The following is a 14,654-nucleotide window of genomic DNA, read 5'->3' as shown; positions in this document are numbered from 1 at the left end:
CAGACGCAACGCCCCGGTTTTGTCACGCAGGTTGATTAATCCTTCGGAACACTAGCTGATTCCGACCCGCCGGGCACCTTCGGGACGTCACATGCTGGGCAGACCGGTGCGTAGCACTCAGCCGGTCTCGCGCCCCGCCCGCGCCGCGAAATCCGGCACCGCCGACCGACCGGGTCCGCAGCGGCGTCGCCGGGCTGGTATGTGAAGATCCTTCGGTGAGTACATCCGATCCGCTCGAGCCGTACGACGCGGTGGTTCTGGTCTCCTTCGGGGGACCGGAGAGACCCGAGGACGTCGTTCCCTTCCTCCGGAACGTGACGCAGGGCCGCGGTATCCCGGACGAGCGTCTGGCGGAGGTCGGTGAGCACTACTACCGGTTCGGCGGCAGGAGCCCGATCAACGACCAGTGCCGTGCGTTGATCGCAGCCCTCCGGACGGAATTCGACGGGCAGAGGATCGACACGCCGATCTACTGGGGCAATCGCAACTGGGAGCCCTATCTGGCCGATACGTTTCTGGCAGCAGAGGCCGACGGGCATCGTCGGTTGCTGGTGATCACGACCAGCGCCTACCCGTCGTATTCCTCATGCCGGCAGTACCGGGAGAACCTGTACGACGCGGCCGGATCCACCGCGCTGCAGATCGACCGCATCCGGCAGTACGCCGATCATCCCGGCTTCGCCACCGCCTCTGTTGACGCCGTTCTGGCCGGTCTTGATCAACTGCAGGCCGCCGGTCATCAGCCGGAGTCGGCGCGGCTGGTCTATGTCACGCACTCCATCCCGACCGCGATGTCGGATGCTTCGGAGAAGGCGACCCGGGGCTACGTGTCCTGGCACAACACTGTTGCCGACGAGATCACCCGCCGGGTGTCTGAGACCACCGGTGTTGGCTATCGCGGTGATCTTGTCTATTGCTCGCGGTCCGGCGCCCCCGGACAACCGTGGCTGGAGCCGGACATCAATGATCATCTGGCGGTGCTGACGGAGCAGGGCGTCGGGTCGGTGGTCGTGGTGCCGATCGGATTCATCTCCGACCACATGGAAGTGATCTACGACCTGGACACCGAGGCTGCCGAGACCGCACAGCAGTTGGGTCTTGGATTCGCCCGGGCAGCGACGGCCGGGACGCATCCGGCCTTCGTGTCGGCGCTTGTTGATCTTATGCGGGAGCGGGCAGCCGCTGCGCGCGGCGAGCGACCCGACCGGGCGGTGATCTCCGGGGCCGAGGTGGGGGCATACCTGTGTCCGACCGACTGCTGCGTCAACCTGCGCCAGCCGGACCGTCCGGCACTCTGTCAGGCCTGAGCCGCCCGTCCGAAGCCGGTCGGATCGACAGTTCTCAGACCGGCGCGGGTTCGGTGACCGTGACCGGCTCGGGGTAGGTGCGGCGCAGGGAGTGGATGCCCAGTGATTCGAGCAGCCCGGCGATGTAGCCGACAGCGAAGAGGCGGCCGTAGAGCTGATAGCCGGGATGGAGATTGTCCTCGCCCTCGACGCTCGGCACGTGATCAGGACGCAGCACCCCGGTGAAGCCGACCTCGTCGTAGGTGCGGAGGCATTCCAGGAGATCGGTCGGTCCGTCGTCGTGCCAGGTCTCGTGATAGTCCTCCACGGTGCCGACCACGTCGCGCAGGTGGACGAAGAAGATCTTGTTCTGCCTGCCGAAGTGGCGGATCGTGCTGGGCAGGTCAGGGTCCATCAGGACGAAGTTGCCCTGGCACAGGGTGATCCCGTTCATCGGGGAGGGCACCAGGTCGAGCAGGCGCTGGAAGTTCTCCACCGACCGCATGATCCGGGCCACACCGCGGATCGGAGACAGCGGCGGGTCGTCGGGATGCATGGCCAGTTCGACACCCGCCTTCTCGGCGACCGGCAACACCCGGCGGAGGAAGTACTCCAACGAGTCCCACAAGGTGTCCTCGCTGACCTCGCCGAGTTCGCTGACGGGTGCGTCGACCATGTCGGCGTGGTTGTACCGGGTGACCAGCGATCCGCCGCGGGACTGGTAGCCGAAATCGGTACGCAGCCAGTTGAAGTCGGCCATCCACTCATAGCACCAGGTCTTGATCCCGACCCGGCCCATGTTCTCGATCAGCGCGCAGACCGCGTCGATCTCGGTGTCCCGGCCGTCGAGGCCTCGCTTGGTCAGGTTGAGTGGCGGGCGCGATTCGATCACCGGCAGTTCGAAACCGGCGTCGGCGTGCTTCTGCTTCAGCCGCAACAACGGTCGATAGTCCCAGGGCTGTTCGCCGGGGCCGCAGAGCGTCTGGTCGGGAAGGCTGCCGACCGCATACCGGACGCCCATCTGGCTCGCCAGCCGCCACAACGATTCGTTGCCGGGGGAGTTGGGCAACATCTCAGCGATCTGGACCATGAAGGAAGCTCCATTGCTCGTGGACAGGTATATTGCACGTCGATTCAACCAGACCCGATTATCCGGCAGTCTCCGGTGCGAATTGTGGATTCATGATCAGCATGTGAGAACCGCGGCGGGCGGTCTTCCGCTGTTGCCGATGGTCGCGATCATGGTCGGACCACCGGCACGAGTGAGCCGAGACCGAGCCGAGAGCGAGCAATGTCAGAGTTGACGGGCTTCCAGGAGCAGGCACCCTACGACGAGCGGACGGATCTGCGAACCGACTTCGTCATGGTCTACGGGCTCAACGAGACCACGGCGGAGCGGATCCAGCGGTGGCGTGACGCCGGCTACCGGATCCATCTGATGACAGGTGTCTCCTGGGGCACTTACCAGGACTATCTGTACGGCGACTGGGACGGCCAGCGGCATTGGGACGATGCCCAGACCGTTGCCGACGGCTCGCCGATCCTGCACGGGAAGGACATCCCGTACATGGTGCCGACAGTCACCTTCACCGACTATCTGACCGACAAGCTGCGGCCGGTGCTGGAGTTGGGTGTCGAGATGATCCATCTCGAGGAGCCGGAGTTCTGGGCCCGGGCCGGCTACTCGCCGGCGTTCCGCCGGGAGTGGCAGGCGTACTTCGGCGAACCCTGGCAGGATCCGTACAGTTCACCGGAGGCGCATTTCCGTGCTGGGCAGCTGAAACAGCATCTGCTGACCAGAAGCCTTGACCGGGTGACGACCGTGCTGCGGGACGAGGCGCTGCGGGCCGGGCGCGACATCCGCTTCTCCGTGCCGACCCACAGTCTGTTGAACTACACCCAGTGGCAGATCGTCAGCCCGGAATCCACGCTGCGCGAACTTCCGTCGGTCCACGGCGCCATCGCGCAGGTGTGGACCGGCACCTCACGGACGCCCAACGTGTACGCCGGCCGCCGCGCCGAACGGACCTTCGAGACCGCCTACCTCGAGTATGGCATCGCCCAGGACCTGACCCGCGGCACGAAACGCACGCTGTGGTTCCTCCACGACCCGATCGAGGACCAGCCGGACCGGACCTGGCAGGACTACCTGGCCAACTATCGCCGGACTGTTGTGGCTTCCCTGCTGCATCCCGAGATCAGCAACTTCGAGGTCGCGCCCTGGCCGCACCGGATCTTCACCCGGCCCTACCGGTCCGAGGAATCGGCAGAGCGGGTCCCGATCCCGGCCGCGACGGCGACGTCCTATCTGATCACGATGAATTCGCTTCGTGATCTTGACGGCCGCGAAGTGCATCGTGACAACGACGGTCCGCAGTTCGGTGTGCTGCTCTCCGACACCGCGATGTTCCAGCGCTGGCGGCCGGGGGTCGTGTCCGGCCACTATGACGGGCTGCAGGACGCGTTGGCAGTCGAGGGTCGGGAACTGCTGAACTTCTCCGATTTCTACGGCTTGGCGCTGCCGCCGCTCTTCTGCGGCCAGCAGGTCCGCCCGGTGCAACTGGAGAACCTGATCACCACTCCCGGTGCGCTGGATGATCTTGATGTGTTGATCCTGTCCTACGAGTTCCAGAAACCTCTCACCCCGGCGCTGCACTACGCGCTGGCGGCCTGGGTGGGACAGGGCGGATCGCTGCTCTATGTCGGCGACGGGTCCGATCCGTACCACCAGATCCGGCAGTGGTGGACCGGGCGCTACCCGACCCCGGCTCAGCATCTGGCCGAGGCCCTGGGGGTGTCTGCCCGTTCCGACGCGATCCAGGCCGTCGGTGCCGGTCGGGTGAGATTCCTCGACGCCTCCCCGGCGGACTTCACCGGCTCGGCCGACCGGGCCGGTGAACTCTGTGATCATCTTCGTGCGTTGACCGTCGCCGGCGGGCGTGACTGGCAGCCCGGCCCGTGGTTGTCGGTGCGCCGCGGGCCGTACCTGATCGGAGCCGTACCGTCCGAGGCGCGAGGCGGGGTGACGATCACCGGACGCTACCTGGATCTGCTCGACCCGCAGCTGCCGGTGATCACCTCGCGTGATCTTGAGCCGGGTGACGTGATCTGGCTGCGCGATCTCGATCATGACGATGCGCTGGTGCTGGCCTCCGCCGGAAGGATCCGTGATCTTGATCGCGACGGCGGACGGGTCAGCTTCCGGTGTGAGGCTCCGCTGGGTGTCGAGGTGATCACCGCGCTCCGATCACCCGAGCCGCCGAGCGCCGTCGACGGAGCCGAGTGGACCCATGACCCGGCCGACGGTGTCCTCCGGCTCCGCCATCCCGGCCTGCCGGCCGGAACAACCCTCACCGTCACCTGGTGAGCCGCACCAACCGACGACCGGGCACTGAGGATGCCGACCATCCGGGCACCGCTACGGTGATCCCATGACGCGTGCAGTTTCGACGTGGTCCCTGCACCGCACCCTCGGCAGTTACATCGCCGAGGATGCGACGCCGCCGGGATCCAACGGTCTCCGCCCCACCGGACCGGTCCTGGGTACCAGCCTGCTGGAACTTCCCGGCCAGCTGGCCGCCCATGGCTACGACACGGTCCAGATCTGCCACTTCCATCTGCCGCATCGCGATTCCGGCTATCTGTCCGAACTGCGGGCCGCACTCGACGAGGCGGGGATCCTGCTCGACGCACTCCTGGTCGACGCCGGCGACCTCACCCATCCGACCGACGCGGACGCCCACCAGGCCTGGATCGATGCGTGGATCGACGACGCCGAGGCCTTGGGCGCCCGCCGGGCCCGGATCATCGCCGGCCAGCAGCCGCCCTCGCCGGACCGCCTGCAGGACAGCGGCCGCCGGCTGGCCCGACTGGCCGCCGGCCACCCGGGCGTGCGTATCGTCACCGAGAACTGGATGGCACTGTTGCCGGATGCCGACTCTGTGAAGGCCGTGCTGGGGTCAGCCGGTGATCAGGTCGGGCTGTTGGCCGATCTCGGGAACTGGACCGGCCCGGGCAAGTATAAGCAGCTCGCCGCGATCGCCGCTTCCGCCGAGACCTGCCATGCCAAGTGCCATCACACCGCCGACGGTGATCTTGAGACCGAGGACTATCGGCGGTCGGTCCAGGTGTTGCTTGACGCCGGTTTCGACGGTCCGTTCGCCTTGGTCTACGACGGTCCGACCGACGACGAGTGGGCGTCCCTGGACGCCGAACATGCGATCGTCAGTGCCCTGACCGGTGGTTCGGCGGCCGATACCGCCCTGTGACCTGGGGTGACGCCATTGGTTCGGGATGCCGCGGGGAGTACCGTCAAGGGTGAGCGCTCGATGAGGAGCGCCATGTCCGAACGGGTGCGCGATGCAAGCCTGGATGATCTGGGTGATGGTCGCCGCGGGCCTCGGGGTTGCCGAGCTGGTCGCGACGACGCTTGATCTCGCCCTGCTCGGAATCGCCGCTCTGTCGGCAGCCGGTCTGGCTGCATTGGGATTGCCTGTCGGCATACAGTTCCTCGGTTTCTGTATCTCTGCCGTGCTGTTGATGGCGCTGGTCCGTCCGGTGGTTCGCCGGCACATGGTGAACACCCCGCCGGTGCGCTCCGGCGTTGCCCGGCTGGTCGGCAAGGAAGCGGTCACCCTCACCGATGTCGCCCGGAACAGTGGCCGGGTGCGGATCGGCGGTGAGGAGTGGACGGCCCGTCCGTACGACTCCGACCTGGTGATTCCCAAGGACACAACGGTGGAGATCTTCGCCATCGACGGTGCAACGGCTCTGGTCTATCCGCGCGAGGAACCCCTGTTACGGGAGGATCTATGGCAACCCTGATCATCGGAATCGTCGCGGCGCTGCTCGCTGCCCTGATCGTTCTCCGTACCGTGCGGATCGTCCCGCAGGCGCGGGCCGGCAACGTCGAGCGGCTCGGCCGCTACATCCGTACGTTGGAGCCGGGTCTGAACTTCGTCATCCCGTTCGTGGACCGGGTCCGCCCGTTGATCGACGTCCGGGAGCAGGTGGTGTCGTTCGAACCGCGGGCGGTGATCACCGAGGACAACCTGAGTGTGCACATCGACACCGTGCTGTATTTCCAGGTCACCAATCCCCGCGATGCGGCGTACGAGATCGCGAACTACATCCAGGCCATCGAACAGCTGACGGTGACCACGCTGCGCAACGTGATCGGCAGTCTTGATCTTGAGAAGGTGCTGGTGTCCCGGGAGTACATCAACTCGACCCTCCGCGGGGTCCTGGACGAGGCGTCCGGAAAGTGGGGGATCCGGGTCAACCGCGTGGAGTTGAAGGGGATCGACCCGCCGCCGACGATCAAGGAGGCGATGGAGAAGCAGATGCGCGCGGACCGGGAGAAGCGTGCGACGATTCTCGCTGCCGAAGGCATTCGGCAGTCCCGGATCCTCACTGCGGAGGGTGAACGGCAGGCTGCGATCTTGAAGGCCGAGGGCCAGGCCAAGGCGATCGACACAGTCTTCGGCGCCATCCACCGCAACGATCCGGACCCCAAGCTGCTGGCCTATCAGTACCTGCAGGTGCTTCCGGAATTGGCCAAGGGCCAGGGCAACACGTTCTGGGTCATCCCCAGCGAGGTCACCTCGGCATTGCAGAGTGTCACCAGGGCCTTCACCGAGAACAAGGGCGCGACCGAGGACGAGGCCGACGAGCCGCCGGTCCCGCATCCGATGATCAAGAGGTCGTGAACTCGCCTCGTCCGCTCTTCTGCAGCCACTCGGTCCAGGACAGGTTGTAGACCGCGTAACCGTTGTCCCCGGCCGCCTTGCCTCGGGGCGACCCGGTGATCGTGACCGGGTCGCCGATCGAGACGTGCCTGAAGTACCACGTGGCGTCGGCCAACGAAAGGTGCACGCACCCGTGGGATCCGTAGCTATGACCCGGATAGGGATCAGCGTCGGAGTAGTGCACGAACGTCCCAGAGTAGGTCAGCCGTACCGCCCAGGGATAGAAGCCGTCGTAGTAGTTGGGGCTGTTCTTGTCGCAGGTGATGCCGGCGCTGCAGGACGTCATGTGCTCGTTGCGCACCTTCTCCGAGACCGACATGGTGCCGTCCCAAGACGGGAAGTCCGGGCTGCCGGCATCACTGGACATGCTGCGGATCAGCTTGCCGTCGCCGTAGACCTTGGTGGTGTGCTTGGTGACCGAGATCTTGGTCTCGAAGTCTTCGCCGATCCTGAACCGGTGGATGTAGGAGTGTGTGCCCTCCCGGCCGTGGCCGTCCGGGACACCCTTGAACTCCGCATCCAAGCTCACCCGGTCACCGGCCGGCCAGTAGTCCTTCGGGCGGAAGTCGACCTGCCGGTTGCTGAACCAGTGCCAGGCGCCGATCACCGGTGTCGAGGCGGTGAGCTTCATCGCGTTCTCGATGCCGGCCCGTGCCGACTTCTTCACCGGTCGGCTGAAGATGACCACGATCGGCATCGCCACGCCGACGGTCGTGCCGTCGGCCGGCACGATGGAGTCCAGCAGCATCGGCGGTGGCGGCGGGGTCGGTGAGGGGCTGGGGCTCTTGTGCCGGGTCGTGCTGCTGGTCGCCGAGCCCTGGCCCGGCGCAGACGCGGTGCTCCCGGATGTGGGCTTGCCCGGCGGTTCCACACCGCAGGCGGCAAGGAGCAGAGCGGCGAGCAACGCGATGGCGGTCAACCCCGATTTCGGCACCCGTCCATAATCCCCGGTGTTGTGGATGATCCGTGGCAGGGACGTGCCTGTCACAGATCATCCACAAGCGTTGGAGCCCGTCGAAGCACTGTCCACAGATCGCTTCCACCCTGAACCACGGACACTGCTTGGGCCCACTGTGAGAGTGTGGGGACGATCAAGGTGCCGACCGCACTGCTGGAGCTCGCCGCGGCACAGGACGACGTGGTGTCCAGGACCCAGGCGACGGAGTCGGGCTTCGGCCGTTACGCGCAACAGCGGATGGTGCAGCTGTCGACCTGGCAACGGCTCGCGCCGGGGATCTTCCTCACCAACAACGCAGTGCCGTCCTGGGATGCACTCGCCTGGGCCGGCGTGTTGTATGCCGGCGACGGCGCAAGATTGGGCGGCCTTGCGGCAGCGTACGGTCATCAGCTCGTCGACGTTCCGCCGCCGCGTATCGACATCCTGCATCCACACGGCTCGCGCCTGAAAAGTTGGGGCATTCTGTGTTTCCACCAGGAGCGCTGCGGTGTTCGACCGGCCGCCACCGTCGGCAGCCCTCCGCGAACCCCGATCGACGACACCGTCCTGGATCTGATCGGTACCGACCTCGGCCGAGCAGCCGGAAAGGGTGCGGTGCACTGGCTCACCGCGGCCGTGCAGCGTCGTCTGACCACGCCGGAACGTCTCCTCGATGCGCTGAACCGACGCGGTCGGATCACCGGGCGACGCGAAATGATCAACCTGCTCACCGACGTCGCTGACGGTGTCCAGTCACCGCTGGAATATCGCTACCGCAAGGATGTGGAAGCAGCTCACGGCCTGCCACGCGGTCGCCGGCAGGCTTCGGGACGGTCGGGTCGTCAGCGCCTATGGCGTGACGTCTACTACGAGGAGTTCCGTGTGCTCGTCGAGTTGGATGGGACGATCGGACACGTCGGAGAGGGCCGGTTCCGCGACTACCGGCGGGACAACGCCGCGCTGGTGGACGGCGATGCCACCCTGCGCTACGGGTGGCACGACGTCCGCTCGGAGAGCTGTCAGGTCGCCCGACAAGTCGCCCTCATGCTGCATCGAGGTGGCTGGGAAGGTCGGCCGAACCGGTGTCCGAACTGCTCGAACCGGACTGATGGATGATCTGTGACAGGGACGTCCCTGCCACAGAGCATCCACAATCGTGGTCCGGTCAGTAGGTGACCGGGGCCGGGCCGAGTTCGTCGAGCAGCTGCTGCATCTTCACGTACGCCTTGTTCCGGTACGCGACCAGCTCCGGTGTGGCATCGGCCGGGACATTCAGGAAGCCGGCGCCGGTCTTGGTGCCGAGCTTGCCCTGATCGACCAGGTCCTTGAGGATCTGCGGGGTGGCGAACCGCTCGGGGAAGCCCTGCTGCAGCGAGGCGTAGCAGAAGGCGTACACGTCGAGGCCGGCCATGTCGGCGATCGCGAACGGGCCGAAGAACGGCAGCCGGAATCCGAACGTGGTTCGGACGACGGTGTCGATGTCCTCGACCGACGCCACCCCCTCGTCGACCAACTGCGTTGCCTCGTGGAAGAGCGCATACTGCAACCGGTTCAGCACGAAGCCGGTGACGTCCTTGATGCGGGCGGTCTCCTTGCCGGTCGACTGCACGACCGCCTCGGCCGTCTTGATCGTGTCCTCGGTGGTGCCTTCGTGCGGGATCACCTCGACACCGGGGATGAACGGCGACGGGTTGGAGAAGTGCACACCGAGGAAGCGCTCCGGATGCTCCACCGCCGACGCCATAGCACTGATCTGGATCGTCGACGTGTTCGAGGCGATCACCGCATCCGCCGGGGCAGCGGCGCTGATCCGGGCCAGGATCTCGCGCTTGAGTTCCAGCTTCTCCGGTACGGCTTCCTCGATGAACTGTGCCTTGGCCACCGCTTCCTCGATCGAGGTGGCGGCGGTCAGGTGCTCGTCGATGATCTTGGTGGAGCCGTCCTCGAAGAGATCGTCGGCGACGAACTGGTCGGACTCCTTCAGCAGCCGCTGCCGATTCTGCTCGGCGACCTCGGCGCTGACATCGGAAATGATCACCGTGTGGCCGGCCAGCGCCAGCACCTGGGCGATACCGCCGCCCATGTAGCCGGAACCGACGATGGCAATGGTCAGCGGATTGTCTGTTTGTTTGATGGCCATGATCCCTCTTCTCTGGGCGCTGCTTCCGGTGCCGGCTCAGGCCGACTTGCTGATCGACACCTGCTGCTTGACCTTGCTGGCCGGTGCCTGGTACGGCCGCTTCGGCAAGGCGTGCCGGCGCAGGTAGTCCTGGCTGCTGGCACAGACGCTGAGGCTGTCGCCACCGTAGTGCTCGCACATGATCACGCCCTGGAAACCGGCCGCGACGGCGGTGCCCATTGCCGACCGATAGCTGATCAGCCCGGTCTCCAGCGGTGCCGGAGTGGCGAACCACTGGTCCTTGGCCGGGTCCTCGTCGCGGAAATAGTTCTTGACGTGCCAGAAGTTCGACCAGGGCAGGAGCAGTTCGAAAGCGTGCTGCCACGACTCGATCGGCCGGTGCAGCCGGATCAGGTTGCCCACATCGGGGTTGAGGCCGACGTTGTCCATGCCGATCGCCTCGACCAGCCGGACCGAGGATTCGGCCGAGCCCAGGTAGGTGTCCTCATACATCTCCAGTGAGACGATCTGACCGTTCTCTGCGGCGTGCCGGCCCAGCTCCTGGAACCGCTGTGCAGCCAGATCGAAGGCCTCCTTGTCGTCGGGATCGTCGACGTGGCCCTGCACGGTCCAGAACCACAGCGCCTGCTGCTGCTCGGGGGTCAGCGCCTGGTGCAGGCCGAAGGAGACGACGCCGATGCCCAGTTCGGCGGCCGCGTCCAGGGTGCGGTGGCTGTAGGCGAGGTTGTCCTGCCAGGCGCCCTGCTCGATGACACTGCGCCGGATCGCCGAGATCGAGGCGAAGGTGACGCCCTGTTCCTTCGCGATATCACCCAGCGCCTTGAGCTGTTCGGGGTTGAGGTCGCCCGGGCGGACCCAGCTGTCGGTGATGTCGGCGTAGGCGAACCCGGCATCCGCGACGTCCCGCAGATTGCTGGTCCACGTCGCGACCGGCGCCGGGGCGTCCGGCTCGGGCTGTCCGGCGCCGGCCCACATCATCGCCGTTGCGATGGGCCAGTTGTCGGCTGTGAAACCGGAACCGTCGGATGCTGATTCTGCTGTAGCCATGGCTGGATTGTCGCAACCGCCGATACTCGGGCGGAACCCGGGGTCAGTGCGTGACCGGGAGGGACGCGGCGGCCCGGCTTCCGGCCAGCCGCAACCAGTGGATCGGGTCCGCCAGCGCCGCCTGGGTCGAACCCGACAGCTCGGCGAGACTGAGCGCCGCGATGCCGTCGACCCGATGGGCGACCTGGCCGGCGATGATCATGGAGTCGACCTGGTGAGCTGCCGCCTGGGTGAGCACGTAGCCGACGACCTTGCCGCCCAGCGACGTCTCGTCGAACCGGCCCTCCCCGCTGATCACCAGATCGGCCCGGGCCAGAGCAACGGGCAGTCCGGCGAGGCCTGCCAGATACGGGGCACCCGGCGTGATCACCGCGCCGAGGCCGGCGACCAGCCCGTAACCGAGGCCTCCGGCCGCGCCCATCCCGGGTTCGTCCGTCGGCCCGCCGAGCAGTGCGGCGAACCGGGACAATGCCGCGTCCAAGATCACGATCTGCTCCGGGTCGGCACCCTTCTGCGGTCCGAACACGGCTGCGGCGCCACGCGGCCCGAGCAGTGGTGCGTCGACGTCGCTGAGCATGATCAGCTTCTCGGGCCGCCGCACCCGTCCGGTGATCTTCGCCAGCCGGCCGAGCTCTGCACCGCCGTATGGCACCGGACGACCGTGATCGTCAAGCAGGTGCAATCCGAGCGCTGCCAACGCTCCGGCACCGCCGTCGGTCGTCGCCGACCCTCCCGCGCCGACGATCACGGTCCGGCATCCGCTGTCCAGAGCAGCGTTGATCAACTGTCCGAGGCCGTAGGTCGTCGCACCCAGCGGGTCGAGCCTGTCCATCAACGGCAACCCGGACACCGATGCCATCTCGATCACCGCCGTACTGTCCGGCGTCCCCGGATCCAGTTCCAGCCAGGAGGCCGACACCTGGCGTCCGTCGGGCCCGCGCAGCCCGTCGACGCGGTGCAGGACGCCGTCCGGACGTGCCGCGGCGACCGCAGCCACCGTTCCCTCGCCGCCGTCGGCGAGTGGAATGGTCAGCACCTCGTCCTGCTCGCGCACCGCATGCCAGCCTTCGGCGACGGCGGTCGCGGCGTCGGCTGCCGGAACCGTTCCTTTGAACGAATCCGGTGCGATGACCACCGTCAGGATGCGGCCACGGTCAGCTGGGTCGGACAGTCTCCTCTCCTTCCTTACCTCGTTCGTCAGCTTGTTCCTCAGCTCGTTTGTTATCTCGTCACCGTCCTCGGACCGCGATGTCATAGTCTTTCGCGGCCGGCAATCATCGAATCACAGGACGAAGGGGCGAGATGTCGTTCACCAGCGCGTCGGACCGGGCCGAGACCAATAACCACGAACCTAGCGCCACCGGCTCCGAGCCGGACAGCCGGACACCGGATCCGGACGAACAACCGCTCGGCTCGCCGTGGGAGGACCTGCGCGCCTATGTCGCCACGCCGCGACTGGGATCGCTGTTGCTGTCTCAGACCGGCACTCTGCTGGTCTCGGTCAGCGAGCTCAACCATGATCAGACCGGTTACCGGACCGGCTGGTGGAGCGTCGATCCGACCGGAGCCGCGGGCGCCCGTCGTCTCACCCGGTCGACCGAGGGCGAATCCGTGGCCGCCTACCTTCCCGACGGCAGCCTGATCTTCGGATCGGGTCGACCCGCGCCGCCCGCAGCCAAGACGTACGGCCCGAAGCCCGGGACCAAGCCCGACGACAGCGACGGCGTCCTGTGGTGTCTGCCGGCCGGCGGGGGAGAGGCGTACCCGATCGCCCGACGGGCCGGCGGCTGGCGCGGCGTCAGCATCGCCAGAAAGGCGCCCCGCGCGGTGTTCAGCGCCGCCGCACTGGCCGGCGTCGACTCGGAGGGGACCGATCAGGAGCTGCGGAAACTGCGCAAGACCAAGAAGGTCTCGGCGATCCTGCACGAGGGCTACCCGGTGCGATTCTGGGATCATGATCTCGGCGAACAGACCCGGCTCTACACGGGAGACCTGGACAGCACCGATGATCATGGTGACCTGCACGTCGAGCTGGACGCCCTGACCAGGCTGTTCCCGCAGGCCGGCCGGGACGGCGTCGACCTGGAGGCGATCGCCGACGACGGCAGCTTCGTGATCATCAACCGGGAGGTCCGCAAACCCCGCGGGAAGTCCGCCGCAGCGCTGGTGGAGATCGATCTGACCGATCCTGACGCCGAACCGGTGGTCCGCGCCGAAGAGGCGGACGTCGAGTTCGGCGGCGCGGTGATCAGCCCGGACGGCGCCCTGATCGCCGCCGTGCGCCGTACCGAACCGACGACGACCGAACCGCCGCAGGTGCACCTGTGGCTGATCGACCGGGCCACGGGGCAGGGTCGGGTGCTGGCCGCGGATTGGGACCGTTGGCCGCAGCCGGTCGCGTTCAGCCCGGACGCGTCCGTGCTCTATGTGATCGCCGATGAGGACGGCGACTCGCCGCTCTTCGAGGTCGACCTGGCCACCGAAGCGCCGCGACGCTTGACCGAGCGGGGCGCGTACGGATCGGCCGTACTGTCCGACGACGGTGCCACAGTCTATGCGATCCGGACCTCCTACACCGACCCGGGAGGCATCGTGGCGATCGACACCGCAACCGGTGCTTCGACCGAGCTGCCGGCGCCGGTCAGCTATCCGGAACTGCCGGGAACCCTGGTCGACGTCGAGGCCCACGCGCCCGACGGCGTACGCATCCGGGGCTATCTGGCGCTGCCCGAGGGCGCGTCGGCCGACAGGAAGGCGCCGCTGGCGCTGTGGATCCACGGCGGACCGTTGGGTTCCTGGAACGCCTGGTCCTGGCGGTGGTCGCCGTGGCTGCTGGTCTCCCAGGGTTACGCGGTGCTGTTGCCTGATCCGGCGCTGTCCACCGGGTACGGCCAGGAGTTCATCAAGCGCGGCTGGGGCCGGTGGGGCGCCGAGCCGTACACCGATCTGATGGCGATCACCGACGCCGTAGTGACCCGCGACGACATCGACGAGACCGACACCGTGGCGATGGGCGGCTCATTCGGTGGGTACATGGCGAACTGGGTGGCCGGGCACACGGACCGCTTCAAGGCGATCGTGACGCACGCCAGCCTGTGGAACCTCGGGTCGTTCCGGTACGCGACCGACAACGGGGTCTACTGGCTGACCGAACTCAATGACCGGATGGTGGCCGAGTACTCGCCGCACCTGTCCGCGGACCGGATCAGCACCCCGATGCTGGTCATCCACGGGGACAAGGACTACCGGGTGCCGATCACCGAGGGTTTGGGGTTGTGGACCGAGTTGGTGTCGCGGCACGACGGCGATCCGGAGGACTTGCCGCACAAGTTCCTGTACTTCCCGGACGAGAACCACTGGATCCTGAAGCCGCAGCACGCGATCGTCTGGTACGAGACCGTCCTGAGCTTTCTGGAATCAGTTCGGACAGGCGGGAATTTTGCTCGATCCCGAGTGTTGTAGAGCAAGTCCCGCGCGGGTCTTGACTCGATGTGGTA

General features: G+C 66.7%; 12 protein-coding genes. 7 read left to right on the top strand and 5 right to left on the bottom strand.

Annotated features, from left to right (window positions below):
- Window positions 1-215: 215 nt before the first annotated feature.
- Entirely contained in the window at window positions 216-1,307 is a 1,092-nt protein-coding gene (locus tag GJV80_RS09050; RefSeq protein ID WP_154687617.1) for a ferrochelatase, read from the top strand.
- 34 nt (window positions 1,308-1,341) lie between these two features.
- Here GJV80_RS09050 and GJV80_RS09045 read toward each other — a convergent pair whose 3' ends face one another.
- A complete protein-coding gene (locus GJV80_RS09045; protein ID WP_154687616.1) occupies window positions 1,342-2,376 on the bottom strand; it encodes a mannonate dehydratase in 1,035 nt (344 codons plus the stop codon).
- 201 nt (window positions 2,377-2,577) lie between these two features.
- Between GJV80_RS09045 and GJV80_RS09040 the strand changes: the two genes are divergently transcribed.
- The 4 genes from GJV80_RS09040 (at window position 2,578) to GJV80_RS09025 (ending at window position 6,994) form a co-directional block, all read left to right on the top strand.
- Window positions 2,578-4,653 carry a hypothetical protein gene (locus GJV80_RS09040; RefSeq protein ID WP_154687615.1) on the top strand — a complete coding sequence of 692 codons (2,076 nt, stop codon included), beginning with the start codon at window positions 2,578-2,580 and terminating at the stop codon, window positions 4,651-4,653.
- Window positions 4,654-4,717: 64 nt separating this feature from the next.
- A complete protein-coding gene (locus tag GJV80_RS09035) occupies window positions 4,718-5,554 on the top strand; it encodes a sugar phosphate isomerase/epimerase (RefSeq protein WP_154687614.1) in 837 nt (278 codons plus the stop codon).
- Between the two features lie 91 nt (window positions 5,555-5,645).
- The gene (locus GJV80_RS09030) at window positions 5,646-6,110 is read left to right on the top strand and encodes an NfeD family protein (protein WP_154687613.1); all 465 of its coding nucleotides are present in this window, start codon (window positions 5,646-5,648) and stop codon (window positions 6,108-6,110) included.
- Entirely contained in the window at window positions 6,098-6,994 is an 897-nt protein-coding gene (locus GJV80_RS09025) for an SPFH domain-containing protein (protein WP_154687612.1), read from the top strand. Before GJV80_RS09030 ends, GJV80_RS09025 begins: the two co-directional genes overlap by 13 nt.
- Here the strand turns inward: GJV80_RS09025 and GJV80_RS09020 are convergent.
- Window positions 6,981-8,021, bottom strand: a complete 1,041-nt coding sequence (locus tag GJV80_RS09020; RefSeq protein WP_230208289.1) for an Ig-like domain-containing protein — start codon at window positions 8,019-8,021, stop codon at window positions 6,981-6,983. The genes GJV80_RS09025 and GJV80_RS09020 overlap by 14 nt on opposite strands.
- 93 nt (window positions 8,022-8,114) lie before the next feature.
- Here GJV80_RS09020 and GJV80_RS09015 point away from each other — a divergent pair, with 93 nt between their 5' ends.
- Window positions 8,115-9,086 (top strand): hypothetical protein, encoded by a 972-nt coding sequence (locus GJV80_RS09015; protein ID WP_154687611.1) that lies wholly within the window; start codon window positions 8,115-8,117, stop codon window positions 9,084-9,086.
- Between the two features lie 49 nt (window positions 9,087-9,135).
- Here the strand turns inward: GJV80_RS09015 and GJV80_RS09010 are convergent, their stop codons facing one another.
- Genes GJV80_RS09010 through GJV80_RS09000 form a run of 3 tightly spaced genes read right to left on the bottom strand, consistent with a single transcriptional unit; the run spans window position 9,136 to window position 12,292 of the window.
- Window positions 9,136-10,110: a 3-hydroxyacyl-CoA dehydrogenase family protein gene (locus tag GJV80_RS09010; protein ID WP_154687610.1), complete on the bottom strand. Its 975-nt coding sequence runs from the start codon at window positions 10,108-10,110 to the stop codon at window positions 9,136-9,138.
- Window positions 10,111-10,146: 36 nt separating this feature from the next.
- The gene (locus tag GJV80_RS09005; RefSeq protein ID WP_154687609.1) at window positions 10,147-11,157 is read right to left on the bottom strand and encodes a sugar phosphate isomerase/epimerase; all 1,011 of its coding nucleotides are present in this window, start codon (window positions 11,155-11,157) and stop codon (window positions 10,147-10,149) included.
- Window positions 11,158-11,200: 43 nt separating this feature from the next.
- Entirely contained in the window at window positions 11,201-12,292 is a 1,092-nt protein-coding gene (locus GJV80_RS09000; RefSeq protein WP_230208288.1) for a glycerate kinase, read from the bottom strand.
- 167 nt (window positions 12,293-12,459) lie between these two features.
- Here GJV80_RS09000 and GJV80_RS08995 point away from each other — a divergent pair, with 167 nt between their 5' ends.
- Window positions 12,460-14,619 (top strand): prolyl oligopeptidase family serine peptidase, encoded by a 2,160-nt coding sequence (locus GJV80_RS08995; protein WP_154687607.1) that lies wholly within the window; start codon window positions 12,460-12,462, stop codon window positions 14,617-14,619.
- Window positions 14,620-14,654: the final 35 nt, after the last annotated feature.

Source organism: Microlunatus sp. Gsoil 973, assembly GCF_009707365.1.
Taxonomy (GTDB): domain Bacteria; phylum Actinomycetota; class Actinomycetes; order Propionibacteriales; family Propionibacteriaceae; genus Microlunatus.
The sequence above is the reverse complement of the archived record's forward strand: the minus strand, read 5'-3'. Positions and strand labels throughout refer to the sequence as shown.

Bases quoted from the DNA above. Each gene is read 5' to 3' on its own strand.
- GJV80_RS09025 (WP_154687612.1), top strand. From the start codon at position 6,098: ATGGCAACCCTGATCATCGGAATCGTCGCGGCGCTGCTCGCTGCCCTG.
- GJV80_RS09030 (WP_154687613.1), top strand. From the start codon at position 5,646: ATGCAAGCCTGGATGATCTGGGTGATGGTCGCCGCGGGCCTCGGGGTT.
- GJV80_RS09040 (WP_154687615.1), top strand. From the start codon at position 2,578: ATGTCAGAGTTGACGGGCTTCCAGGAGCAGGCACCCTACGACGAGCGG.
- GJV80_RS09005 (WP_154687609.1), bottom strand. From the start codon at position 11,157: ATGGCTACAGCAGAATCAGCATCCGACGGTTCCGGTTTCACAGCCGAC.
- GJV80_RS09010 (WP_154687610.1), bottom strand. From the start codon at position 10,110: ATGGCCATCAAACAAACAGACAATCCGCTGACCATTGCCATCGTCGGT.
- GJV80_RS09045 (WP_154687616.1), bottom strand. From the start codon at position 2,376: ATGGTCCAGATCGCTGAGATGTTGCCCAACTCCCCCGGCAACGAATCG.
- GJV80_RS08995 (WP_154687607.1), top strand. From the start codon at position 12,460: ATGTCGTTCACCAGCGCGTCGGACCGGGCCGAGACCAATAACCACGAA.
- GJV80_RS09035 (WP_154687614.1), top strand. From the start codon at position 4,718: ATGACGCGTGCAGTTTCGACGTGGTCCCTGCACCGCACCCTCGGCAGT.